Genomic DNA, 24,238 nt, shown 5'->3' with positions numbered 1-24,238 from the left:
AACGCCGCGCGCGTCAGCGCGGCTCGAAGCGCAGCAGCACCAGGGCGTGCGCGAGCACCAGCGTCGTCGCGCCGCGCAGCAGGCGCTCGCCGCCGTGCGCGGTGTTGAGCAGCTCGCGCCAGCGCCCCGGCACCGGCATCTCGGGCAGCGTGCAGCTCCGCGAGCGCGTCCCGGCGTTCATCAGCAGCAGGAGGTCGTGCCCCGGCGCGTCCGCGGTCGCGCCGTTGATCAGCATGCCGAGGAAATGGTTCTCGGGATCCTGCCAGTCGGCGTCGCCCATCTCGGCGCCGTCCGGGCGCAGCCAGACGATGTCCTTGCGTCCGTCGGGCCCGATCGGCTGGCCGGTGAAGAAGCGCTTGCGTCGCAGCGCCGGGTGCGCCTGGCGCAGCGCCACCGCGTGGCGCACGAGCTCGAGCAGCTCGCGGCGCTCGTCGTCGAGCCGCCAGTCGACCCAGGTGAGCGGGTTGTCCTGGCAGTAGGCGTTGTTGTTGCCCTGCTGCGTGCGTCCGATCTCGTCGCCGTGCGACAGCATCGGCACCCCTTGCGAGAAGAGCAGCGTCGCGAGCAGGTTGCGCGCCGTGCGCGCGCGCAACCGCGCGATCGACGACTGCGTGGTCGGTCCCTCGACGCCCCAGTTGCGGCTCAGGTTGTTGTCGGAGCCGTCGCGGTTGTCCTCTCCGTTCGCCTCGTTGTGCTTGCGCTCGTAGGACGTGAGGTCGCGCAGCGTGAAGCCGTCGTGGCAGGTGACGTAGTTGACGCTCGCGAGCGGGCTGCGGTCGCGCGCCGCGAAGAGGTCGCTGCTGCCCGACAAGCGTGACGCGAGCTCCGGCACGACGCCCGCGTCGCCGCGCCAGAAGCGGCGCACGGTGTCGCGGTAGCGGTCGTTCCACTCGGCCCAGCCGGCGGGAAAGTTGCCGGTCTGCCAGCCGTCGAGCCCGAGGTCCCAGGGCTCGGCGATGAGCTTGACGCGCGACAGCACCGGATCCTGCGCGACCACCTGCAGGAACGGCGCGTCGCGCTCGAAGCCGCGCGCGGTGCGCGCGAGGCTCGGCGCGAGGTCGAAGCGGAAGCCGTCGACGTGCATCTCCAGCACCCAGTAGCGCAGGCTGTCGACGACGAGCTGCAGGACGCGCGGGTGCGTCAAGTCGAGCGTGTTGCCGCAGCCCGTGCAGTCGACGTAGGTCGAGGCGTCCGGCGAGCCGAGGCGGTAGTAGACGGCGTTGTCGATGCCGCGAAACGACAGCGTCGGACCGAGGTGGCTGCCCTCGGCGGTGTGGTTGTAGACCACGTCGAGGATGACCTCGAGGCCCGCGCGGTGCAGGCGCTTCACCATCGCCTTGAACTCGAGCACCTGCTCGCCGCGCGCGCCGGTCGCGAAGCGCGGGTCGGGCGCGAAGTACGCGGTCGGCGAGTAGCCCCAGTAGTTCGTGAGCCCGAGCTCGGCGAGGTGGCGCTCGGCCGCGATCTGGTGGATCGGCAGCAGCTCGACCGCCGTCACGCCGAGCGACAGCAGGTGCTCGATCACCGGATCCGACGCGAGACCGAGGTAGGTGCCGCGCAGCTCCTCGGGCACGTCGGAGTGCTGCGCCGTCATGCCCTTGACGTGGCACTCGTAGATCACCGTGCGGCTCCACGGCGTACGCGGCGGACGGTCGTCGTCCCAGACGAACGCGTCGGCGTGGACGATCGACTTCGGCACCCAGGGCGCGCTGTCGTCGGTGCTCGGCTGCGGGTGCTCGAGGCCGCCGTCGAGCACCGCGTAGCCGAGCTGCGAGTCGTGCCAGGTGAACGAGCCGTCGAGCGCGCGCGCGTAGGGATCGATCAGCAGCTTCGCCGGGTTGAAGCGGTGGCCGCGCGCCGGGTCGTACGGTCCGTGCACGCGGTAGCCGTAGCGCTGCCCTGGGCGCAGCCCCGGGACGTAGCCGTGCCAGACGAAGCCGGTGCGCTCGCGCAGCGCGATCCGGGTCTCGTTCGACGCCTCGTCGAACAGGCAGAGCTCCACCGCGGTCGCGTTCTCGGAGTAAATTGCAAAGTTCACGCCCTCGCCGTCCCAGGTGGCACCGAGCGGCGCGGGCGCGCCGGAGCGAAGCTGCATGTCGCCACCGACCACGCCGGGCGCGGCAGAGCAAGCGCCGCGTGCCTCCGGATTCGCACGAGGCGCGCAGCGCGGATCGTCCGACGCGCGCCTCAAGCGACCTGCAGGAGCCGGCTCGCGTGCGGAGGCAGCACGCCGAGATCGATCGTGCCGTCCACGGCCGGCAGCTCGGCGCCGCTCCAGACGTCGCGCACGCGCGCCGCGCGCCACGCGGCGGGCGGCAGCGGCAGCTCGTCGAGCCGCACGGTCGTGGCGCGCGGCGCATCGTCGGGGTTCACGACCGCGAGGTAGACGCCGCCGTCGCGCCGCGGCGCGAGCAGCAGGCGCGGGAAGCCGGGCGTCGCCGGATCGAGCGCGCGACGCCCGCCCGGCGCGAGTTCGCGATGGATCTCGAGCACGCGCTGCGCGATCGCGACGCGCTCCTCGGGCAGCGCCGCGAGATCGTCCGACAGCAGCACGCTGCCGCCGGCGAGCGCGACCGTCGTCGCGAGCGTCAGCACCTCGTCGTCGCTGAGGCGCGAGCGCCGCTTGCGCACCAGCAGGCAGTCCGGGTCGTTGCCCCACGCGACGCCGTGCAGGAACGCGCGCCCGATCGAGTTGCGCACCGCGTTGCGCGTCGCGGGCAGGCCGACGTCGCGCCCGAGGTTGCGCGCGAGCCAGTCGCTCCACGTCGGCGCCACGTCCGGCCCGATCCGCATGAGATCGACGACGCCGATCGCGGGCCCGAGCGGGCAGCCGCAGCCGAGCAGCCGCACCTCGTCGCCGACCGCGCGACGGATCGCCTCGAGCCCGGTGCGCAGCGCCTCGGCGTTGGTCGCGCGCGGGTCGTGACGCGCGCCGGGCAGCGACGCGGCGTAGAGGAAGTCGAGCTTCAGGAAGCGGAAGCCCCACTCACGCGTCAGCGTCGCGCACACCGACGCGACGTGCTCCTGCACCCCGGGGTGCGTCGGGTCGAGCGCCGCCGCGGTCGAGACGCGCGACCAGCGCGGGTTGTAGATCGCCGGCACGACGCGTCCGTAGAGGTCGCGCAGCAGCCAGTCGGGATGCTCGCGCGCGACCTGCGCGCGGCGCGCGGCGAGAAACGGCGCGAGCCACAGGCCCGGCGTGAGCCCGCGCTCGACGATGCGCGGCACGAAGTGCTTGACGCCGCGCGCGAAGCGCTTGCGCGCCGGCGTGAGCCAGTCGCCGATCGCCGCCTGGTAGCCGTCGTCGATCTGGAAGAGCTCGAGGTCGAGGCGCTCGCGCAGCGCCGCCGCCTGCTCGAGGTTGCGCGCGATCACCGGCTCGGAGATGCGCTCGAAGTGCTCGTACCACGAGCACCAGCCGACGACCGACGCGCCAGGGACGCGCGCGCCGCTCGCGCGCGCGAGACGCGCGGCCCAGTCCTCGAGCAACGCGGTCGGCTCGTCGCCGGCGAGGACGAGCAGCGGCTCGCCCGCGCGCGTCTCGCCCGGCGGCAGCGGCACGCCGTCGAACGGCAGGCGCGCGATCAGCGCCGGCGGCTCGCCCCGACGCAGCACGACTTCGAAGCCGCCGAACTGCGACGCCGCACGCAGGTAGCCCGCGACGACCGCGGCGCCGCCGTTCGCGGCGACGAGCGCGGTAACGAGCTCCGACCAGATCTCGCCGCGCGCACTCGGCGCCGTGCTCGGGCTCGACGTGATGCGATCGATCAGACGCCAGCGCGGCCGCGGCACGACGGCGTCCGCCTCGACGCCGAGGAACGCCGACCAGCTCTGCCAGCCGTTGTGCAGCGCGCGCGCCTCACGCGCGTCGAGCGAGCCGACCGCGCGCAGCGGCTCGATCGCGTCGAGACGGACGCCGAGCCGCAGCGAGGTGACGCGCGGCTCGACGACCAAGCTCGCGTCGTCGCGCTCGAGGCGCACCGTCCACTCGAGGTCGTCGTTCGCGCCCTGCACCACGCCGACGCCGCGTCCGACGGGGTCGATCGCCGTCGCCGCGACCCGCGGCACGCCGTCCACGCGGTAGAGGATCCGCAGCGAGTACGGTTGCAGCCGGAGCAGGTCGTTCATCGCGTCGCCCGCTCAGCGCGTGAACAGCGCGATCGCGGCGCCGATCGCGACCAGCGCGGAGCCGAGCAGCCAGCCCGGATTGCGCTCGAGACGCGGACGCTGCGAGACGTCGCGCACCCACTCCGCGTGTCCGCCGACGCCGCCGCGGGTGGCGCGCGCGAAGCGCAGCGCGAGCATCACCTGCAGCATGACGCCGGCCGCGAGCAGCGCGATCCCGTACGGATTGCCCTCGCGCCACACGCAGTAGAGGAGCAGAAGAACACCGAGGATCGGCAGCATGGCTTCCTACGCTGCGGCCGCGAGCGACGTCGCGACGCTCGCGATCGCCTGGTCCAGGACGTCGACGATCTGGTCGATCTGTTCCGCGGTGACGACGAACGGCGGGCAGAGCGCGATCGTGTCGCCGCCGGCGCGCACGATGACGCCGCGCTCGAGCGCTGCTCGACGGATCCGCCACGGCACCTTCTCCGCCTCGGGGAACGGCGCGCGCGTCGTGCGGTCGCGCACCAGGTCGATCGCCGCCATGAGGCCGATCGAGCGCACCTCGCCGACGATGTCGTGACGCTCGAGGCGCGCGAGCCGCCGACGCAGGTACGTGCCGAGACGTCGCACCGCCGGGATCAGCTTCTCGCGCTCGATGATGTCGAGGTTCGCGAGCCCGGCGGCGCAGGCGACGGGATGGCCCGAGTAGGTGAAGCCGTGGTGCAGCGTGAAGTCGGGCCCCGCCTCGACCAGCGTGCGGTAGACCCGCTCGTGCAGCACGACGCCGCCGAGCGGCGCGTAGCCGCTGGTGACGCCCTTCGCGAACACCAGCATGTCGGGCACCGCCGCGCCGTGCTGCACGGCGAACGCCTTGCCGGTGCGGCCGAAGCCGGTGATGACCTCGTCCGCGACCAGCAGGATCTCGTGCCGGTCGCAGATCGCGCGCAGCCGCTCGAGCCAGCCCGGCGGCGGCACGATCACGCCGCCGACGCCCTGCACCGGCTCGACGATGCAGGCGCCGATGCGCTCGGCGCCCTCGCGCGCGACGAGCCGCTCGAGCTCGCTCGCGCAGTCGAGGTCGCACGCCGGGTACGTCTTGCCGAGCTCGCAGCGGTAGCAGTACGGCCGCGCCATCCGCCGCACGTCGGGCAGCATCGGCTCGTAGCCGCGGTGGAAGGCCTCGAGCCCGGTCAGGCTCGCGGCGCCCGTCGACGAGCCGTGGTAGGCGCGCGACAGCGCGACGATCCCGATCTTCTCGGGACGTCCGCGCAGCCGCCAGTAGAGGCGCGCGAGCCGGATGACGCTCTCGTTCGACTCCGATCCGCCCGAGGTGAAGAAGACGTGCTCGAGCCCGGGCGGCGTCATGCGCGCGATGCGCGCCGCGAGCGCGATCGCGGGCTCGCTCGAGAAGCCGAGCAGCGTCGGCGCGTACTCGAGCGTCGAGGCCTGCTTGGCCATCGCGCGTCCGATCTCGGCGCGGCCGTGGCCGACGTTGACGTTCCACAGCGAGGCGACGGCATCGAGGTAGCGGCGCCCGGCGGCGTCCCACACCCAGACGCCGCGGCCCTTGACCAGGCGCAGCGTGCCGTCGCGCTCGGTGACGGCCGGCGAGCCGAAGCCGTGCACCAGGTGGGCGCGGTCGAGGCGGTCGAGATCGTCGCGTCCCATGGCTCTCCGCGCTGATCTAGCACAGCGGCGCCGCCGGTTCGTGCTAAAGGACGCGTCCCGGACGATCGAAAGTGCGAAAGATGAGGCACAGCACCAGCGCGGCATCGGCGCACGGCGACGCCGCTCTCGCGGCCGAGCACGACCGACCGCGGGCCGTCGCCATGGCGGTCCTCGTGGCCGCGCTCGGCTACTTCGTCGACATCTACGACCTGATCCTCTTCAGCATCGTCCGCGTCTCGAGCCTGCGCGGCATCGGCGTCGCGGAGGAGGATCTGCTCGGCACCGGCGTGCTGCTGCTCAACATGCAGATGGGCGGCATGCTGGTCGGCGGCGTCCTCTGGGGCGTGCTCGGCGACAAGCGCGGCCGCCTGTCGGTGCTGTTCGGCTCGATCTTCCTCTATTCCGTCGCGAACATCGCCAACGGCTTCGTGCACGACGTGCCGACCTACGCCGTGCTGCGTCTCGTCGCCGGCATCGGCCTCGCGGGCGAGCTCGGCGCGGGCGTGACGCTCGTCAGCGAGCTCATGGGACGCGAGACGCGCGGCTACGGGACGACGCTCATCGCCACGATCGGCATCTTCGGCGCCGTGGTCGCGGCGCTGGTCGGCGACCTCTTCGACTGGCGCACGGCGTACTTCGTCGGCGGCGGGCTCGGCATCCTGCTGCTGCTCCTGCGGGTCGGCGTCTACGAGTCCGGGATGTTCGAGCAGGTGAAGCGGCAGGACGTGCGCCGCGGCAGCTTCCTGTCGCTGTTCGCGACCCGCGACCGCGCGCGGCGCTACCTGTGCGTCATCCTGATCGGCGTGCCGATCTGGTACGTCGTCGGCATCCTCGTCACCTTCTCGCCGGAGTTCGGTCGCGCGATGGGGATGAACGAGGTGCCGTCGGCCGGACGCGCGGTGATGTTCGCGTACATCGGGCTTGCGGCGGGCGACCTCGCGAGCGGCTTCGCGAGCCAGATGCTGCGCAGCCGCAAGCGCATCGTGCGCACCTTCTTGACGCTGACCGCGCTCTGCGTCGGCGTGTACTTCACCGTCGCCGCGAGCTCGCTGGTCGTGTTCTACGCGGTGTGCGGCCTGCTCGGCTTCGCGACCGGCTACTGGGCGGTGTTCGTCACGATGGCGTCCGAGCAGTTCGGCACCAACGTGCGCGCGACCGCGACCACGAGCGCGCCGAACTTCGTGCGCGGCGCGGTCGTGCTGCTGACGTCCGCGTTCCAGGCGCTGACGCCGACGCTCGGCGTGATCGGCAGCGGGATCTCGGTGGGCACGTTCGCGATCGTGGTCGCGTTCGTGAGCCTCGCGCTGCTCGACGAGACGTTCGCGAAGGATCTCGACTTCGTCGAGCGCTGAGCGCGGAGCGCGCCGAGCTGCTCCCGGCCCTGCGCCGCGTGGCGTCGTGCTCGCGGCGCGTCGACGCGTCGCGTGATTGACTCGTCGTCGAAGTCGACGCTAGCGTCGACTTCGTCATGCCGGCCCGCCGCACCATCGCCGCGCTGCCCCTCGGCAAGCGCGAGCAGACCAAGGCGCGCAACCGCGCCGCGATCCTCGCCGCCGCGCGCCGCGTGTTCGGCGAGCTCGGCTACGACGCCGCGACGGTGCGCGACATCGTGCGCACGACCGACCTCTCCGTCGGCACCTTCTACGAGTACTTCCGCGACAAGGAGGAGGTGTTCGCCGCGGTCGCCGACGAGGCGTGGGCGGGGCTGCGCGAGCGCCTGCGCGCGGTGCGTCGCGACCGGCGCGTGCCGTTCGCTGAGCGCATCCGCCTCGCCTACCTCGCCTACTTCCAGTTCGTCGTCGACGAGCGCCCGCTGTACGACGTGCTCGAGCGCCTGCTGTGGGCGCGCGGCGATCAGGCGTCGAGCAACCTGCGCCTCTCGATCGAGGAGCTGCGCGAGGACCTGCTGCCCGACGCGCAAGAAGGCGCGCTCGGCGGCGACGACCCCGACCTGGTCGCGACCGCGATGGTCGGCATGGGCCTCATGGTCGCGCGCCGGATGCTCGCGCGCGGCAAGCTCGATCCGGAGGAAGCTGCGACGTTCTGCACCAACTTCGCCCTGCGCGGCGCCCGCGACCGCACGGGAGCGACGCGAAGGAGATCCGCATGAAGCACTTTCTCTTTCACCTCATGCCCTACCCGAAGCTGCCCGCCGACTTCGCGCAGAAGCACGAGTCGGCCTGGGTGTGGGCGCCGAACGAGCTGTTCGACCCGCAGGTGATGCAGGGCGCGTACAACGACTACATCGACCAGCTCGCCGCCGCCGAAGACATGGGCTTCGACGGCGTGTGCGTCAACGAGCACCATCAGAACGCGTACGGGCTGATGCCGTCGCCGAACATCATCGCGTCGATGCTCGTGATGCGCACCAAGAAGATCCGCATCGCGGTGGTCGGCAACGCGCTGCCGCTCTACGACCCGCCGACGCGCGTCGCCGAGGAGATCGCGATGCTCGACTGCATCTCCGGCGGGCGCATCATCTCGGGGCAGGTGATCGGCGGCGGTCCGGAGTACTTCTCGTTCTCGATCAACCCCGCCGAGGCGCGTACGCGGTTCGCCGAAGCGCACGAGATCATCATGCGCGCCTGGACGGAGCCAGGCCCGTTCGAGCACTACGGCGAGCACTTCAAGCTGCGCTACGTCAACGTCTGGCCGAAGCCGCTGCAGAAGCCGCACCCACCGATCTGGATCCCCGGCGCGGGCTCGATCGAGACCATGGAGTTCGTCGCCAAGCGCCGCTACGCCTACATGGGCATCCCCTACTTTAGGATTGACTTCTTCATCAAGAACTACGCGATGTTCAAGGAGATCTGCGAGAAGGAGGGCTACAAGGCCCACCCCGAGCAGATGGGTCTCCTGATGCCGATCTACGTCGGCGAGACCGACGCGAAGGCGCGCGAGGAGTTCGAGAAGCACTTCTGGTACTTCCAGAAGAACCTGATCCCGGGTCTGACGCTGTCGCCGCCGGGCTACACCTCGGTGCGCTCCGCCCTGCGCATCTTCAAGGCGCTGCAGGACGGCAAGACCTTCATCAACTCCTGCGAGACCTGGGACGACGTCGAGCGCGGCGGCTTCGCGGTGGTCGGCAGCGCCAAGACGGTCGCGCAGAAGCTCACCGAGTGGTGCAAGGAGATCGGCTGCGGCAACCTGCTCGGGCTCTTCCACCTCGGCGACATGCCGCACGAGAAGGCGCTCGAGAACGCGCGCCGCTACGCGACCGAGGTGAAGCCGATCCTCGACCGCGAGCTGCCGACGCCGGCCGAGCCGGTGCCCACTCCGATTCCGTTCCCGCGCGCCGCCTGACGGCGCGCCGCACTTGACGAACATCCGCGCGCGCGGCCCGCGGCCGTGCGGGTCGCGCGCAACGACATCGGCCCGGCGCGCGTCCCCGCGCCGGGCGACGGGCGCGAGCCCCTCCAAGAGATTCAGGACCAACGAGCGATGGAGCAGACGGTCACCCAGATCGAGGTTCTCGGACGAAAGATCCACGAGCTGCGCGGCGGCACGGGACGCCCGCTGCTCTACCTGCACAGCGCGATGGGCGAGGCGGTGTGGATGCCGCACCTCCAGCGCCTCGCCGAGACGCGCGAGCTGCACGCGCCCGCGCACCCCGGCTTCCTCTCCTCGCAGGGCATCGAGCAGATCCGCGACATCGAGGACCTCGTCTTCCACTACCTCGCCTACATGGACCAGCAGGGCTGGGACTCGGTCGACGTGATCGGGCTCTCGCTCGGCGGCTGGATCGCGGCCGAGATCGCGGCGCGCTACCCCGAGCGGGTCTCGAAGCTCGTGCTCGCCGCGTCCTGCGGCATCTGGCTGCGCCACAAGCCGATCACCGACATCTTCGCGCTCGACAGCCGCTTCCCCGAGCGCGTCAAGCGCGTCCTGTTCTGGGACATCGAGTGCCCGGCGGCGCAGATGATGCCGAACCCGGCCGACATGTCGCTGCCGGACGAGATGCTGGTCGACATCATGAACGGCTTCGCGGCGACCGCGAAGATCGGCTGGAACCCGCTGCTGCACGACCCGCGGCTCGCGAGCCTCTTGCCGCGCGTCAAGGCAAAGACGCTCGTGCTGTGGGGCGAGGGCGACCGCCTCGTGCCGGTCGACTACGCGCACGAGTTCGCGCGCCTGATCCCCGACGCGAAGGTCGAGATCATCCCGCAGTGCGGGCACCTGATCCCATTCGAGAAGCCGGACGAGTTCCACCGCGCGGTGACGAGCTTCCTCGGCTGAGCGAGTCCAGGCGGCGCATGGAGCTGAACCCCTTCTCGCACGAGTTCCACGAGGACCCGTACCCGACCTACCGCTGGCTGCGCGACCACGCGCCGCTCTACCGCAACGACAAGCTCGACTTCTGGGCGCTGTCGCGCTTCCGCGACGTGCTCGACGCGTCGCACGACTGGCAAACCTACAGCTCGGCGCAGGGGACGACGGTCGAGCGCATCGACGGCGCGGTGTTCGGCGAGCGGCCGATGATGATCTTCACCGACCCGCCGCGCCACGACCGTCTGCGCAAGCTCGTGAACCGCGCGTTCACGCCGCGGCGGATCGCGGAGCTCGAGCCGTTCGCGCGCGAGACCGTCGTCCGTTTGCTCGAGCCGTTGGTCCGTCAGGGCGGCGGCGACTTCGTCAAGGATCTGTCGGCGCCGCTGCCGATGGCGATGATCTTCACGATGCTCGGCGTGCCCGAGGGCGACCGCGTCTGGCTGCGCAAGCAGATGGACGCGTCGCTCGAGCGCTCGCGCGACACGCCGGACATCCCGCCGCACGCGATCGAGGCGATGATCGCGATGCAGGACTACTGGGACCGTCTGGTCGCCGAGCTGCGCAAGAAGCCGAACGAGGGCCTGATCAGCGCGCTGCTCGAGGCGGAGATCGAGACCGACGACGGCTCGCGCACGCGGCTCACCGACGGCGAGGTGGTCGGCTTCTGCACGCTGATCGGCGCGGCGGGCAACGAGACCGTCACCAAGCTGCTCGCCAACGCGGCCGTGCTCTTCGCCCGGCACCGCGACCAGTACGAGAAGATCCTCGAGAGCCCCCAGCGCATCCCGAATGCGGTCGAGGAGGTGCTGCGCTACACCTCGCCGTCGCAGTACCAGGGCCGCGTCACGACGCGCGACGTCGAGTGGTACGGTACGACCGTCCCGCAGGGCGCGCGCATCCTGCTCTTGACGGGGTCGGCGAACCGCGACGAGCGCGAGTTCCCCGACCCGGACCGCTTCGACATCGAGCGCAAGATCCCGATCGCGCTCGGCTTCGGGCAGGGCGTGCACTTCTGCCTCGGCGCCTCGCTCGCGCGGCTCGAGAGCCGGGTCGCGCTCGAGGAGTTCAGCCGTCGCTTCCCGCGCTACAGGGTCGACGAGGCGCGCTGCGTGCGCGTGCACATGAGCAACGTGCACGGGTTCGAGAGCGTCCCGTTCGAGGCGGTCTGACGCGGCGGCTGCGCGCCGCGTCGGCGCGTCCGCGGGGCGCTGCGCGTCGCTCCGCTCGCGCGTTCAGCCGATGCGTCACGGCGCGGCGCGCGCCGCGTCGTTCAGGCTCCAGTCGTAGTCGAGGTACGTGAGCCCCGCGTCGTCGAGCCCGGCGATGCGCGCCGCGACCGCGCTCGGCGCGTGCGCGCGCACGAAGGCCGCGACCCCGCCCGCATCCGCGAAGTCGTCCGCGAACCACCTGAAGATCGACGACACGCGCGCGCTGCGGCCGTCCTCGCCCGGAACGAGCCCCTTCGTCGGATTGCCGAGAAAGGCGCTCGTCTGCTCCGCGAGCTGCGCGTCGAGGCGCTCGGCGACGTAGGGCTCGGCGCGCAGGTCGGGGCACGACAGCGACGCGCAGACGATCGCGAAGTGCACGCGCGGCTCGCGGAAGCGCTTGCGCAGGATGCCGTGCTCGATCTCGTCGAGCGACATCGCGCGTCCGCCGACCGTGCCGACCTTCCGCTTCCAGACCGGAAAGAGAAAGCTGCCCGCGTCCTTGATCGAGGCGATCGGGTAGCGATCGACGACCGTCTCGATCGCGAGCAGGTTGTACGCGTTGACCCAGAACGCGAAGCGCTCGGCGTCGGTCGCGAGCGCCTCGGGGTCGGCGCTCGCGAGGTTGCGCAGCGCCGCCTGGTAGTCCGGATCGGCCGCGAGCGCGCGGTAGTCGACCAGCATCGAGCGCACGCCATCGACCGTCCCCGGCCGCAGGTGCTTCGCGAGCAAGCGTGCGTAAGGTGTGTCGTCGGCGGCCGCGGCCGGGCGCGCGACGAGGCTCATCGCCAGGCACACGCCGACGAGGAGCGCGATCCCGCGCACCTCCTACGGCCCGGCGAGCGCCGCGCGCGCGAGCGCGATCCAGCCCGCGATGAACGCGAGTCCGCCGAGCGGCGTGATCGCGCCGAGCCAGCGTTGCCCCGTCAAGACCAGAACGTAGAGGCTGCCGCTGAACACGACGACGCCCGCGATGAACAGCCACGCCGCGAGCGCGAGCCCGCCGCTCGCCGGCACCGCGACGCCTCCCATGGACGCGCGCCACGCGAGCACGCCGGTCAGCACCAGCGCGAGCGCGTGGTAGAAGTGGTAGCGCACCGCGGTCTCGAACACGGCGAGCTGCTCGGGCGCGACGCGTCCCGCGAGCACGTGCGCGCCGAACGCGCCGATCGCGACCCCGAGAGCACCCAGCACCGCACCCGTCGCGACGATTCCGTTGGCCGTCAAGATTTCCCCCTGCTCTGCTGCTTCCGGTGGATCACGCGTCGGTGAAGCGCGGCTTGCGCTTCTCGACGAAGGCGCGCACGCCCTCCTGCGCGTCCGCCGACTTCGACAGCACCGTCTGCGCGAGCGCTTCGAGGTCGAGCAGCTCGGACAGCGTCTGCTCGGCGCCGTGGTAGACGGTGAGCTTCGAGAGCGCGAGCGGACCCGCCGGGTTGCGCGCGATGCGCCCGACGAAGTCGTCGACCTGCCGAGCGAACGTGTCGTCGGGGAACACGCGGTTCACGAGCCCGAGCCGCGCCGCTTCCTCCGCCGACAGCACGTCGCCCGTCCACAAGAGCTCGAGCGCGCGCGCCGTGCCGATCAGGCGCGGCAGAAAGTACGCGCCGCCGAAATCCGGCTGGAGGCCGACGCGCAGGAACGGCACCGCGAACGTCGCCGACGCGCTCGCGACGCGCAGGTCGCAGGCGAGCGCGATCACGCAGCCGGCGCCAATCGCCGGTCCGTCGACCGCGGCGACGATCGGCTTCGGCGTGTCGCGGAAGCGCTGGATCGCGCGCGTCATGCGCAGCAGCTCGCGCGAGCGCTGCACCGGCGACTGCTCGAGGCGCTCGCCCATCGTCTTCAGGTCGCCGCCCGAGCAGAAGATGCCGTTCGCGCCGGTGACGACGAAGACGCGCACGTTCGGATCCGCCGCGCCGGCGTCCAGGTGCTCCTCGAGCGCGCGCCAGTCGGGCGGCATGACGGCGTTGCGCTTGTCGGGGCGATCGAGCGTCAGCGTCGCGACGCCGTTCGCGCCGACCTCGTAGCGCACGCCGGAGCTCACGTGAGGAGCAGGCCGACGTCGGGGCCGCCGCGCAGCGTGTGCCCGCCGTCGACCGAGAACACCTGGCCCGTGATCCACGACGAGCGGTCGCTCGCCAGGAAGAAGATCGCCTCCGCGACCTCGTGGACGGTGCCGAGACGGCCGAGCGGCATCTTGGTCTCGTAGTCGTGCCGCACCTTCTCGTGGTCGGCGAGGATGCGCGACAGGTCGGTCGGGACGAGGCCCGGGCGGATCGCGTTGACGCGGATCCGGTGCGGACCGAGCTCGTCGGCCGCGCAGCGCGTGAGCATCTCGAGGCCCGCCTTCGAGACGCAGTACGCGCTCATCAGGCGGTGCGTCAGCGCGCCGGCGATCGACGACACGTTGACGATCGAGCCGCCGTGCCCGCCCTGGATCATCGCCGCCGCCTGATGCTTGACGCAGTACATCGCGCCGTCGAGGTTCGTGCGCAGCGTCATCGCCCAGTCCTCGGCGCTCTGCTCGACGACGCTCGCGATGAAGCCGGTGCCGGCCGCGTTGACGCCGATGTCGAGGCGTCCGAAGCGGTCGACGATGGAGCTCACGACGCGCCGCACGTCGTCCTCGCTGCCGACGTCGCCCGCGACCGCCCAGGCGCGCTGCGTTCCGATCTCGTTCACCGCACGCGCGAGCTTCGTGCCGTCGCGGCCCATGAGCGCGACGGTCGCGCCCGCGCGCGCGAGCGCCTTCGCCGCCGCGAGCCCGATGCCGCTGCCGCCGCCGGTGACGAGCGCAACCTTGCCCTCGAGCTCTGCCATCCGCCTACCTCCCGCGCTGCGAGGCCCTTTCGTTCATCAGATGAATTCCGCGAGCGGCGCGAGCCTCTCGACCCACTCGTCGGGAATCAGCGTCAGCTCGCCGCCGAACTGCTTGCAGTAGAGGACGATCTTCGCGGTCTCCTCGAGGTTCATCGCCCGCGTCGCCGCCTCCCGCAGCGTCTTGCCGACGGTCATCAGGCCGTGGTTCTGCAGGAAGCAGCCGCGGCTCTTCTTCATCGCCTCCTCGACCGCGTCGGCGAGCTCCTTCGAGCCCGGCATGAACCACGGTACGAGCTGCGTGTCGCGCAAAAAGATCGCGTCGGTATTGATCGGCGGGAACGGCAGACCGACGATGCCCATCGCGGTCGCGATCGGCGCGTGCGTGTGCAGCGCGCCGGTCGACTCCGGGCGCGCACGGTAGCTCGAGAAGTGCATCTGCCACTCGACCGACGGCTGACGCTCGCCCTCGACCACCGAGCCGTCCGCGCGGATGCGCACCAGATCCTCCTCGCGCAGGTTGCCCTTGTAGAGCCGGCTCGGGGTGATCCAGATGGTCTCGCCGTCGGACGACTTCGCCGACACGTTGCCGCCGGTCGCGGTGAGTAGACCGAGCTGGAACATCTCGTTGGTGATCTGGACGACCAGCTCCTTGGCTTCGGCATCCGTCGTCATGTGCGCGTGGTCCCCCGGTGAGAATGCAGAGTTTCCGCTCGCGCGGGCGTCGTCAACCCCCGACGGCCGTACGCCGCAGCGTCGTCGACGACACCTCGATCGGGTTGCTCTCGATGCGCGCGGGCGTCGCCTCGAGCCGCGGCTCGCACGTCTCGAGCACGACGCGCGCACGCAGCACGCGGTCGCCGGCGCTCGCCGTCGCATCCGGCTCGACCGACGCGACGCGCACGACGTCGCGCCCCGGCCCCTCGTCCTCGGCGAACGTGATGCAGCCGTCGGCGTCGACCGCGCGTCCGTTCGCGCTCGCAAGCGTCAGCGTGGCGAGCGTGCGGCTCTGCTCGTCCTCGAGACGCGCGCGCGTCGAGACGCGCAGCGGGCGCAGCGTGATCGCGTGCAGGCTCGTCTCGGCGCCGACCAGGTCCGTGTAGCGGTCGTAGTCGGTGCGGGCGATGACGCGCGCGTTGCCCTTCGAGAGGTTCTGTCCGACCTTCGAGGTCGACTCCTCCCAGAAGCGCGGCTTGCCGGTGTCGACGTGCACGAAGCCGCTCTTCGCGTAGTAGCCGGCGCCGCAGCACTCGCGGGCGCGCAGCCGGTTCCACAGCGCGCGCTGGTCGACGCCCTCGAAGCGCAGGTCGGCGGCGAGGCCCTCGGTGTGCATCGACGCCCGCGCCGCCTGCCCGCCGCGCGCGATCACCGCGCTGTTGTAGCCCTCGCTGCGGTAGCCCGAGATCAGGAGCAGCCGGCGCGGCTTCTCCGTGTCCTCGAGGAAGTCGATCAGCTCGATGAGCCGCAGCGACACCCGCGTCCGCTCGTCGTCGCCGCGCGAGCGGAAGATCGCGTCGATCTTGCTGAGCGCGTCGGCCGAGTAGGTGCCGTCCGGATTGCGGAACACGACGCGCACCTTCTCGTGCGTGTGCGCGTTCTCGAGCTCGAGAACGCCGTCGCCGGCGAGGAAGAAGCGGCTGCTCTCCTGCGGCCCGCGCCGCTCGTCCGCGTCCTGCGGCGCGGCCCGCTCGTCCGCGGCCTGCGACGCGGCCCGCTCGCCCGCAGCGTGCGTGCCGCCGGCGCCGAGCAGCGCCGCGGCCAGCGCGACGAGGAGGAAACCCTGGTGCCCGGCGCGCGCGAGACCGCGCGCGCGTCCTGCGTGTACGTGCGACGACACGAGCCGGTCGTAGCGCAGCGCTCGCCGTCGCGTCGAGGGCTCGCGCACGCTGAACGCGTGCAGCCGCAGTGTTATCCTTGCGTCGTGCACACCTGCGAGCTCTGCGAGACGTCGTTGATCGCGCGTGTCGCGTGCCTCGGCGAGCGCTCGGACCGCCGGGTGTGGCTCTGCATCCCCTGCCACGAGCGCTACCGGGACCACGAGCTCGAGCCCGAGGAGCTGCTGAAGCTCACGAAGCGCGCCGCCCGTCGCGCCGGCAAGTGCGACTGGTGCGCGGAGGCGCCGCCCGCGGCGCAGGTTCGTGTCCCGCTCGCGGACGGCGCGATCTTCGCCTTCCAGCTCTGCGCGTCCTGCGCGCGCGAGGCGCACCAGTCCGCCGGGGGCCAGGTCCTGCACGCCCAGGCGGCGCTCGCCGGCGACGTCACGGTCGACCCGCGCTACGAGAAGGCGCTCGAGGTCATGCGGCGACGGCGCGAGATCCGCCGCGTCAAGTAGCGACGGCCACCCGCCGCCCTACTCGCGCACGACGTCGACGACGTTGCCGGTGGCCGCGATGCCGCCCGACTTCTTCTGCGCCGACACCGGGCTGCAGCCGTTGACGATCACGCCGGTCACGGTGTTGTGCGCCGCGCCCTCGAAGCGGAAGCAGGTCTTCACCTCGCGCACCGCGCCGCGCCGCACCTGGTTCTCGCGCGGCCCCTTCCAGCCGCGCTCCGCGTCCTCGTACGCCTGGAACAGGTAGCCCGCGCCGCGCACCAGGTTGCCCTCGAAGACGTTGCGCTCGGACTCGCCACGGAGCTGGATCGGACGGTCCTCGACCTCGTTGCCGAAGAACAGATTGTCCTTCGAGTGCTTGACGTACATCGCCGCCGAGCCGGCGCCGCGCAGACGGTTCACCAGCACGAAGTTGCCGCGCGCGTCGAGCAGGTAGAGGTTCTCCTTGCCGCTGTCCGCGATCTCGTTGCCGACGAGCACGTTGTCGTCCGCCGCCGTGCCGATGTGGATCCCCTCGTCGCCGCTTCCGACGACGACGTTGCCGATCAGCATGTTGCTCTTCGTCGCGACCGCGAGCTCGATGCCGTAGCGCGCGTTGTCGACGACGTCGTTGTGCTCGATCCGGTTGAGGCTGCCGCCGCGCAGGCGGATTCCGGTGCGAAATCCGCTCACGGTGCAGCCGCGAACGACGGCGCCCTGCGCTTCGTCGACGACGATCCCGTCGCCGTCACCGCGGCCGACGATCGCGTGTCCGGCGCAGTCGAGCACGGCGCGATTCTTGACGCGCAGGCCCGCCGCACAATCCACGAGATCCGCGTCGAGCACTGCGACGCCACGTACCGCGTCGCCGCACGCGCACGCGACGCCATTGCCACATTCCTTCGCCGCCGCGCTCGCCGGTGCCGCGAGCAGCGCCGCCACCGCACACACCAGCAGCGTGCGCCATCCCCAAAAGCCCATCGTGGTACTCCCTTCGACCCGCCTGTTGGGAGGTACGACCGTCGCGGGCTCGGACTTGAGCGAGGTCTGCGATCACCCTTGACCACCGCGGGCGCCGACGCGATACGACCGGGCATGGATCTCTCGTACGCGAAGGAGGACGAGGAGTTTCGGCGCGAGCTCAGGGCGTGGTTGCGCAAGCATCTGCCCAAGCGCGGCGAGCTCGATGGCGGTGAAAACCTGAGCTACGCCGATCCGCGTCGCGTCCAGGCGGCCAAGGCCTGGCAGCGGACGCTGTACAAGGCCGGCTACGTCGCGATCGGCTGGCCGAAGGAGTACGGCGGCCAGGGCGCGAGCATCGTCCGCCAGACGATCCTCAACGAGGAGCTGGTCCTCCACCGTGCGCCGACGCTGATCGGCATGATGGGCATCCAGATGGTCGGCCCGACGCTCATCACGCACGGCACCGAGGAGCAGAAGAAGCGCTTCTTGCCGAAGATCCTCACGGCCGACGAGATCTGGTGCCAGGGCTACTCGGAGCCGGGCGCCGGCTCCGACCTCGCGTCGCTCAAGACGCGCGCCGAGATCGACGGCGACGACTTCGTCATCAACGGCCAGAAGGTCTGGACCAGCGCCGCGCAGATCGCGGACTGGATGTTCTGCCTCGTGCGTACGGATCCCAACGCGCCCAAGCACAAGGGCATCTCGTACGTCCTCATCGACATGAAGACGCCCGGCATCACGGTGCGTCCGCTCGTGCAGATGACGGGCGAGCCGGGCTTCAACGAGGTGTTCTTCAACGACGTGCGCGTGCCGCGCACCAACCTCGTCGGCAAGCTCAACGAGGGCTGGCTGGTCGCGAACTCGACGCTGCACCACGAGCGCAACATGCTCGCGAGCACGACGCGCACGCAGCAGCTCATGAACGATCTGATCGAGCTCGCGCAGCGCCGCACGCGCAACGGCGTCAAGGCGTCGCGCGATCCGGTCGTGCGTCAGCGCCTCGCCGACCTGCAGATCCGCGTCGAGGCGATGAAGTACCACTCGCTGAAGCAGCTCTCGGACGCGATCCACGGCCGCTCGCCGGGCATCGGCGCGTCGATCAACAAGCTCGTGACCACCGAGCTCAACCACGACATCTGCGCCGCGGCGCTCGACATCCTCGGCAGCTTCGGGCCGCTCGCCAAGAACGCGCCGCACGTCGAGCGCCGCGGCTCCTGGCCGAAGGACCACATGTTCACGCTGGGCATGATCATCGGCGGCGGCACGTCGCAGATCCAGAAGAACATCATCGCCGAGCGCGGCCTCGGCCTTCCGAAGGGCGCCTGAGCGATGGACTTTGGATTGACGCAAGACCAGGAGATGCTCGCGCGCAGCGCGCGCGAGTTCCTCGAGCAGGAGTCGAGCACGGCCGTCATCCGCCGGATCATCGAGGATCCGCACGCGTTCTCGCCGGAGCTGTTCCGCAAGGTCGTCGAGCAGGGCTGGACGGGCCTGCTCGTCCCCGAGGCGTACGGCGGCCTCGGCCTCACCATGCTCGACGCCGCCGTGCTTTTGACCGAGCTCGGGCGCGCGCTCACGCCGGTGCCGATCCTTTCCTCCGCCGTGCTCGCGACGTCGCTGCTGTGCTCCGCGGCCTCGACCGCGCAGAAGAAGGAGTGGCTGCCGCGGCTCGCGTCGGGCGAGGTGCTGGCGACGGTCGCGTGGCTCGAGGAGAGCGACCGTCTCGATCCCGCGGGCGTGACGCTGCGTCCGCGGCGCGTGCGCGGCGGCTTCCGCCTCGCCGGCTCGAAGCTCTTCGTGCTCGACGCCGCGATCGCGCACGTCCTGCTGGTCGCGGCGCGCACCGGCCCCGGCAACGGCGAGTCCGGCATCACGCTGCTGCTCGTGCCGCGCGACACGCCGGGCGTGACGGTGACGCCGCTGCCGACGATCGACCCGACCCGACGCGTCTACGAGGTCGTGTTCGACGACGTCACGGTGCCGCCCGAGCGCGTGATCGGCACCGAGGGCAAGGGCTGGAAGCACCTCGCGCGTCTGGTCGACGTCGCCTGCGTGGCGATCGCGGCCGAGAGCCAGGGCGGCGCCGAGCGCGCGCTCCAGATGGCCGTCGAGTACGTCAAGGTGCGCGAGCAGTTCGGTCGGCCGGTCGGCAGCTTCCAGGCCGTCAAGCACATGGCGGCCGAGTGCACGAGCGAGATCGAGCCGTCACGCTCGCTGCTCTGGTACGCGGCGTGGGCGCTGCAGGGCAACCCGCGCGACGCCTCGCGCGCCGCGGCGATGGCCAAGGCGCGGCTCGGCGACGTGTACTCGCGCACCACCAACACCGCGGTGCAGATGCACGGCGGCATCGGCTTCACCTGGGAGCACGACATCCACTTCTGGTTCAAGCGCGCGAAGTGCAACGAGGTCGCGTTCGGCAGCCCGAGCTGGCACCGCGAGCGGGTCGCGACGCTGTCGGGCTGGTGAGCGCGTGCAGCTCGAGCATCGGGTGCGGCCGCCTTCCGGGGACGGACCGCACCCGACGATCTTCGCCTTTCACGGCTTCGGCTCGAACGCGCAGGAGGTGCTCGAGCTGGCCGCGCCGCTGCTCGACGAGCGCGCGCTGATCATCGCCCCGCAGGCGCCGGAGCCGGCGCCGCCCGAGATCCCGGCGAAGCATCCGGGCGGCTGCTTCGCGTGGTTCCCGTTCACGCTCGCCAAGCGTCCGACGCCCGCTTCGCTGCGCGCCGCGGAGGACGTGGCGCGCGCGTTCGTCGCCGAGGCGAGCGAGCGCTACGCGGTCGATCCGGCGCGCACCGTCGCGCTCGGCTTCAGCCAGGGCGGCGTGATCGCCTACGGGATCGCGCTCACCGAGCCAGAGCGCTTCCGCGCCATCGTCGCGCTCAGCAGCTGGCTGCCCGACTACCTCGTGCGCAGGCTGCCGCAGGTCGACCGCGCGCACCTCGACGCCTGGGTGTCGCACGGCACGCGCGACGACGTGATCCTCGCGAGCCGCGGACGCGACTCCGTCGCCAAGCTGCGCGACCTCGGCGTCGAGCGCATCACGCACCGCGAGTACGACATGGCGCACGAGGTGAGCCCCGCGAGCCTCGCCGACCTCGACGCCTGGCTGCGCGCGCTCCTCGCCTGAGCCCGCGTCAGCGCCTGCGCGAGCGCCGCGCGCCTTCCGGAGCCGCGACCACGCGGAGCGGCACCTCGACCGGCGCGACGCCGCAGTCGGCGAGCGAGCCGACCGTGACCTGCAGCAGGTCCGCCCACAGCACGTAGTCCGCGGGCACGCGCGGCGCGACCACGGCCCACTCGAGCTCGACCGTCCCGTGCGCGGGAACGTCCTCGACCAGCAGGATCTCGTGCTCCGGACAGGGCGAGACGCCTCGACCGGCGGGCAGCCCGACGCAGGCGCGCAGACGTACTTGACGGTACGGGTGCAACCCGCCCGCCGGCCACGGGCGGTCGCCGTCGTTGGTGATGCGCGCGGTGAAGCGCAGCAGCTCGCCCGCGGGGACGGCGGCGCCCGGCGCGAGCGGCTCGGTCGGCGGACGCGGGACGAGCTCGAGCCGTCCCGGACAGCTCGCCCCGAGCGGCTCGCGCGGCACGCCGCCCGGCGTGCGCGCGGTGTCGTAGAGCGGCGAGTCGGGACGCATCGGACCTTGCGCGCGCACGCGGAACAGCCGCTCGTCGCCGAAGGTCGCGACGTGCTCGAGCTCCGGCGGGATCGCGGTCGAGCTCCAGCGCTTGCGCAGCGGCGGCGGCAGCTCGTCGCCGTGGACCAGGATCCAGCCGACGTCGGTCTCGCGCAGCAGCGTCGTCAGCGCCCGCGGATCGGGCAGGTCCGCGATCCGGTGCGCGAGGTAGTTGCGCACCGGCGGCGGGTGGCTCGTGTAGCCGTCGAACAGCGGCAGCCAGTGCGTCGTGCTCGCGAGCATGCGCGCCGCGGCGGGACGGAAGGTCTTCGGCGGCAGCTCGAGCAGCGCGCGACCGTCGGCGTGCTGCGCGAGCCAGCGCGGGGACGCCGGCGCGCGCTCGCCGACGTCGCGAGGGTGCAGCTCGAGCTCGGTGCGCTCGGCGGGAAACGCCACGATCGCGACCGCGAGCGCCGCGCCGCCGAGCCACGCGAGGCGCGGGCGCGAAGCCACGACCCGCAGCGCGCGCGCCGCGCCGAGCCCGGCGAGCAGCGCGAGGCCGAGCGTCGCGACGTTCAGGATCCGGTCCGGGACGCGCATCGACGAGAAGCCCGGCACCCACTCGATGAGCCAGCGGTACGGGCTCGGGAAGGCGAGCGGGCCGAGCGTCAGGTCGGCCGGACCGCGCCCGACGAGCCAGCCGCCGAGCACGAGCGCGAGCGCCAGAGCGAGCACGGTTCGCCGTCCGCGCCACGGCGGCAGCAGCCCGAGCACCGCGAGCGCCGCGGCGACCACGCCCGCGCTCTGCGCGAACAGGATGCGCGACGCCACGAACTGCGCGACCCCCGGCAGCAGGCCGCCGACCTGCCCGCCGTCCGTGCCGTACTCCGGCAGGTAGCCGTCGCGCCGCAGCAGCACGTACGGAATCGCGAGCGCGACGAACGGGAGCGCGGCCGCGGCGCAGCACGCGAATCCGCCGAGGACGCGGCGACGGTCGAGGCGCTCGCGCCAGCGCCAGAGGAGCGGCACCAGCGCGCACAGCGCGCCGACCAGCATCATGTACGCGAGGTAGAACGAGCTCAGGAGCTGGAGCGCGAGCGCGACCGCCATCGGCGCGCCGTCGCGCCAGCGCGCGCGCTCGAGCCAGCGGTCGGCGAAGAACATCGCGAGCGACATCCAGCCGACCGCGAGCACGTGCAGGTGGAACGTGTTCGCGCGTCGGGAGGCGACGAAGCCGAACGCCGCGCCGGCGACCACCGCGGCCGATGCAGGCATGAAGCGCGTCGCGAGCAGGAAGGTTCCCATCGCGGCGAGCCAGAAGTCGAACAGCAGGAGCACGTTGCCCGCGAGGACGGGATTGCCGGTGGCGAGAAAGACCGGCGCGAACACCGGCTGATGTCCGACCATGTGGTCGGAGAGCGCCAGCGCGCGCGGCATCGGGTAGAAGACGTTGGCGTCGAAGAGGTGCAGCGGGTCGGTGACGAGCGCGTGCGCCGTCCACGCCATCGCCCACAGCGCGAAGTCGGCGTCGGCGTCGATGAGCTCCCACGAGCTCGTCGGGTAGAGGAGATGCGACGACGCCGCGGTCGGCAGCGGCCAGAGGAACCACGCCGTCAGCGCCGCGTAGAGGACCGCGGTCGCGAGGACGGCGCCCGGGGTCAGAGCCGAAGCGAACGGCGCGCGCTCGGGTGCGCGCGCGCGGTCACGCGAACGTTGGTCGTACGCTGTTCCCTGCAGGAAAGACGGCGCCGCGGCCATCGCGCGCGCCATAGCGCGAACCGCGACAAAAAAACATCGTCTTTCGCGACCCGCGGCGCGCCGGCACAAAAAAAGCGGGCCGGACGTGACGTCCGGCCCGCTCGGCATCCGCCTCTCTGCAGCGGCCTCTCAGAAGGCCTTGGTGCTCTCCTTCGTCGACTGCCGGTAGAACATGGTGACGAACCACCAGCCGATGGCGGTCATGATCACCGTCCACACCCAGCCCGGCAGGCCGAGGAAGCCGTCGTAGAGCACGGTGTGGGTGTCGATCATCATCCAGACCAGCGGCACCGACAGGAAGGTGTTGTGGCGCGAGCGCAGGCCGGCGAGCGCGACCAGGTTCGCGTCGGGCGGCGTGCCGGCCTTCACCGCGGCGATGATCTTCTGCTGCGCCGGCCAGATCCGGAACCAGACGTTGAACGCCATGATGGTGCCGAACATCGCGCCGGTGTGGATCACCATGCCGCGGTAGCCGAAGCCGCCGACGTGGATGTCGAGCAGCACGATCACCGCGACCAGGATCAGGCCGAGGATGAACATCGTCGTGCCGTTCTTGCCGAACTCCTGCTTGGCGATCACGTCGTAGGCCAGGAAGCCCAGCAGGTTGACGGCGATCATCAGGATCGCGAGCGGCGTCGACGGATTCGCGGTCGCGTCGAACAGGTTGCCGCCGAGCCAGCCGTGCCAGAAGACGAGCGCGAGCAGCAGCAAGCCGCTGACCCACGTCCACGCCGCGCCCCAGCGGAACCAGAACAGCGCGCGCGGCAGCAGCTCGGGGTTGACCTTCTTCTTGGTGTCGCCGTCGATCGCCCCCTGGAACGGGCCGTTGACGAAGTTGAAGAAGTACAGGTGCCCGATCCACATGATGCCCGCGACGACGTGGATCCACCGGAAGATAGCCTCGAGAACCTGCATCACCCTCTCCTGTGTATGCGGTTTACCCGCCCGTGGCGAAGCGCACGGGACGCCACTCCCCGTCCGCTTCCATCACCGCGCGCGGCGCGCGCGGCGGCTCAGATCGCTTCGCTCGGCCGTACCAGCGCCCCAAAATTAGGTCAATGGAACGGGCGCCGTGGCTCAGGAACGGCTGCGGAAGGCGTCGCCCGATCCCGGACCGCGGGCCCGCAGCCGGCTCTCGCGCACCGACACCGGACGTCCCGGGTGCTTCAAGATCACCCGCGCCTCCTCCGGCGTGATGGCCCGCCCGAACAGACAGAACTCGCCGCGCTCGTCGCGCTGGTGGTTCGCCCACTCGGCGAGCTCGGCGGGCGTCGGGTCGTGACCGAGCTCGACGGCGCACTCGCGCACGACGAAGCCGAGCATCATCTTGCCGCCCGTCAGCAGATCGCGGCGCCCGTCGCGCGACGACGGCTCGCCCGCGTCCTCCGCCGCGGCGCCGTTCGCGCGTGGATCACCCGCCCCGCGCAGCGCGGGCCAGGGACCGCGGATGATCTGGGCTCCGTCGGACACGAGGCGTGAGTGTGGATGTTGCCCTGCCGCATTTCAAGACG

General features: G+C 71.6%; 23 protein-coding genes. 9 read left to right on the top strand and 14 right to left on the bottom strand.

All coding sequences use genetic code 11. The annotated features are described in order from the left end of the window. Positions 1-13: 13 nt before the first annotated feature. The 4 genes from glgX to VIS07_03760 all read right to left on the bottom strand — a co-directional run bounded on the left by glgX (position 14) and on the right by VIS07_03760 (position 5,778). On the bottom strand, positions 14-2,095 hold the full coding sequence (gene glgX / locus VIS07_03775) for a glycogen debranching protein GlgX (protein HEY8514616.1): 2,082 nt from the start codon (positions 2,093-2,095) through the stop codon (positions 14-16). A gap of 92 nt (positions 2,096-2,187) precedes the next feature. Beyond that, positions 2,188-4,128, bottom strand: a complete 1,941-nt coding sequence (locus VIS07_03770) for an alpha-galactosidase (protein HEY8514615.1) — start codon at positions 4,126-4,128, stop codon at positions 2,188-2,190. A 12-nt stretch (positions 4,129-4,140) separates the two neighbouring features. Further along, positions 4,141-4,407, bottom strand: coding sequence for a hypothetical protein (locus VIS07_03765; protein ID HEY8514614.1), 267 nt, complete (start codon positions 4,405-4,407; stop codon positions 4,141-4,143). 6 nt (positions 4,408-4,413) lie between these two features. After that, positions 4,414-5,778: an aspartate aminotransferase family protein gene (locus tag VIS07_03760; GenBank protein ID HEY8514613.1), complete on the bottom strand. Its 1,365-nt coding sequence runs from the start codon at positions 5,776-5,778 to the stop codon at positions 4,414-4,416. A gap of 161 nt (positions 5,779-5,939) precedes the next feature. Between VIS07_03760 and VIS07_03755 the strand changes: the two genes are divergently transcribed. From VIS07_03755 to VIS07_03735, 5 genes are all read left to right on the top strand, one after another. Continuing rightward, entirely contained in the window at positions 5,940-7,130 is a 1,191-nt protein-coding gene (locus tag VIS07_03755; protein HEY8514612.1) for an MFS transporter, read from the top strand. A 116-nt stretch (positions 7,131-7,246) separates the two neighbouring features. Continuing rightward, positions 7,247-7,888, top strand: a complete 642-nt coding sequence (locus VIS07_03750; protein ID HEY8514611.1) for a TetR/AcrR family transcriptional regulator — start codon at positions 7,247-7,249, stop codon at positions 7,886-7,888. Then, a complete protein-coding gene (locus VIS07_03745; protein HEY8514610.1) occupies positions 7,885-9,081 on the top strand; it encodes an LLM class flavin-dependent oxidoreductase in 1,197 nt (398 codons plus the stop codon). The genes VIS07_03750 and VIS07_03745 overlap by 4 nt, the downstream gene beginning before the upstream one ends. A gap of 138 nt (positions 9,082-9,219) precedes the next feature. Then, positions 9,220-10,014, top strand: a complete 795-nt coding sequence (locus VIS07_03740) for an alpha/beta hydrolase (protein HEY8514609.1) — start codon at positions 9,220-9,222, stop codon at positions 10,012-10,014. A 17-nt stretch (positions 10,015-10,031) separates the two neighbouring features. Beyond that, positions 10,032-11,216, top strand: a complete 1,185-nt coding sequence (locus VIS07_03735) for a cytochrome P450 (GenBank protein ID HEY8514608.1) — start codon at positions 10,032-10,034, stop codon at positions 11,214-11,216. A 75-nt stretch (positions 11,217-11,291) separates the two neighbouring features. Here VIS07_03735 and VIS07_03730 read toward each other — a convergent pair whose 3' ends face one another. From VIS07_03730 to VIS07_03705, 6 genes are read right to left on the bottom strand one after another with little or no spacing between them, the layout of a single operon-like run. Next, complete coding sequence (locus tag VIS07_03730; GenBank protein HEY8514607.1) at positions 11,292-12,038, bottom strand: DUF547 domain-containing protein; 747 nt, start codon at positions 12,036-12,038, stop codon at positions 11,292-11,294. 42 nt (positions 12,039-12,080) lie between these two features. After that, positions 12,081-12,479, bottom strand: coding sequence for a DUF423 domain-containing protein (locus VIS07_03725; protein HEY8514606.1), 399 nt, complete (start codon positions 12,477-12,479; stop codon positions 12,081-12,083). A 31-nt stretch (positions 12,480-12,510) separates the two neighbouring features. Beyond that, positions 12,511-13,287, bottom strand: coding sequence for an enoyl-CoA hydratase (locus VIS07_03720; GenBank protein HEY8514605.1), 777 nt, complete (start codon positions 13,285-13,287; stop codon positions 12,511-12,513). Positions 13,288-13,295: 8 nt separating this feature from the next. Next, complete coding sequence (locus VIS07_03715; protein HEY8514604.1) at positions 13,296-14,075, bottom strand: SDR family NAD(P)-dependent oxidoreductase; 780 nt, start codon at positions 14,073-14,075, stop codon at positions 13,296-13,298. A 36-nt stretch (positions 14,076-14,111) separates the two neighbouring features. Further along, entirely contained in the window at positions 14,112-14,747 is a 636-nt protein-coding gene (locus tag VIS07_03710) for a class II aldolase/adducin family protein (GenBank protein HEY8514603.1), read from the bottom strand. A gap of 52 nt (positions 14,748-14,799) precedes the next feature. Further along, positions 14,800-15,909 (bottom strand): DUF882 domain-containing protein, encoded by a 1,110-nt coding sequence (locus VIS07_03705; GenBank protein ID HEY8514602.1) that lies wholly within the window; start codon positions 15,907-15,909, stop codon positions 14,800-14,802. Between the two features lie 84 nt (positions 15,910-15,993). Here VIS07_03705 and VIS07_03700 point away from each other — a divergent pair, with 84 nt between their 5' ends. Then, positions 15,994-16,404, top strand: coding sequence for a hypothetical protein (locus tag VIS07_03700; protein ID HEY8514601.1), 411 nt, complete (start codon positions 15,994-15,996; stop codon positions 16,402-16,404). Between the two features lie 18 nt (positions 16,405-16,422). On the opposite strand, the gene VIS07_03695 is transcribed toward VIS07_03700, so the two are convergent. Continuing rightward, complete coding sequence (locus tag VIS07_03695) at positions 16,423-17,364, bottom strand: right-handed parallel beta-helix repeat-containing protein (protein ID HEY8514600.1); 942 nt, start codon at positions 17,362-17,364, stop codon at positions 16,423-16,425. 114 nt (positions 17,365-17,478) lie between these two features. Between VIS07_03695 and VIS07_03690 the strand changes: the two genes are divergently transcribed. From VIS07_03690 to VIS07_03680, 3 genes are read left to right on the top strand one after another with little or no spacing between them, the layout of a single operon-like run. Next, entirely contained in the window at positions 17,479-18,672 is a 1,194-nt protein-coding gene (locus tag VIS07_03690; GenBank protein HEY8514599.1) for an acyl-CoA dehydrogenase family protein, read from the top strand. A 3-nt stretch (positions 18,673-18,675) separates the two neighbouring features. Beyond that, the gene (locus VIS07_03685; protein HEY8514598.1) at positions 18,676-19,812 is read left to right on the top strand and encodes an acyl-CoA dehydrogenase family protein; all 1,137 of its coding nucleotides are present in this window, start codon (positions 18,676-18,678) and stop codon (positions 19,810-19,812) included. Between the two features lie 4 nt (positions 19,813-19,816). Next, positions 19,817-20,476, top strand: coding sequence for a prolyl oligopeptidase family serine peptidase (locus tag VIS07_03680; protein ID HEY8514597.1), 660 nt, complete (start codon positions 19,817-19,819; stop codon positions 20,474-20,476). Between the two features lie 7 nt (positions 20,477-20,483). Here VIS07_03680 and VIS07_03675 read toward each other — a convergent pair whose 3' ends face one another. The 3 genes from VIS07_03675 to VIS07_03665 all read right to left on the bottom strand — a co-directional run bounded on the left by VIS07_03675 (position 20,484) and on the right by VIS07_03665 (position 24,197). Beyond that, positions 20,484-22,727, bottom strand: a complete 2,244-nt coding sequence (locus tag VIS07_03675) for a hypothetical protein (GenBank protein HEY8514596.1) — start codon at positions 22,725-22,727, stop codon at positions 20,484-20,486. Positions 22,728-22,856: 129 nt separating this feature from the next. Then, on the bottom strand, positions 22,857-23,642 hold the full coding sequence (locus VIS07_03670) for a urate hydroxylase PuuD (protein HEY8514595.1): 786 nt from the start codon (positions 23,640-23,642) through the stop codon (positions 22,857-22,859). Between the two features lie 162 nt (positions 23,643-23,804). Continuing rightward, positions 23,805-24,197: a hypothetical protein gene (locus VIS07_03665; protein HEY8514594.1), complete on the bottom strand. Its 393-nt coding sequence runs from the start codon at positions 24,195-24,197 to the stop codon at positions 23,805-23,807. Between the last annotated feature and the right edge of the window lie 41 nt (positions 24,198-24,238).

The organism is Candidatus Binatia bacterium, assembly GCA_036563615.1.
Classification (GTDB): domain Bacteria; phylum Desulfobacterota; class Binatia; order UBA12015; family UBA12015; genus DATCMB01.
Note: the sequence above shows the minus strand (reverse complement) of the source record. Positions and strands in the feature narration are given on the sequence as shown.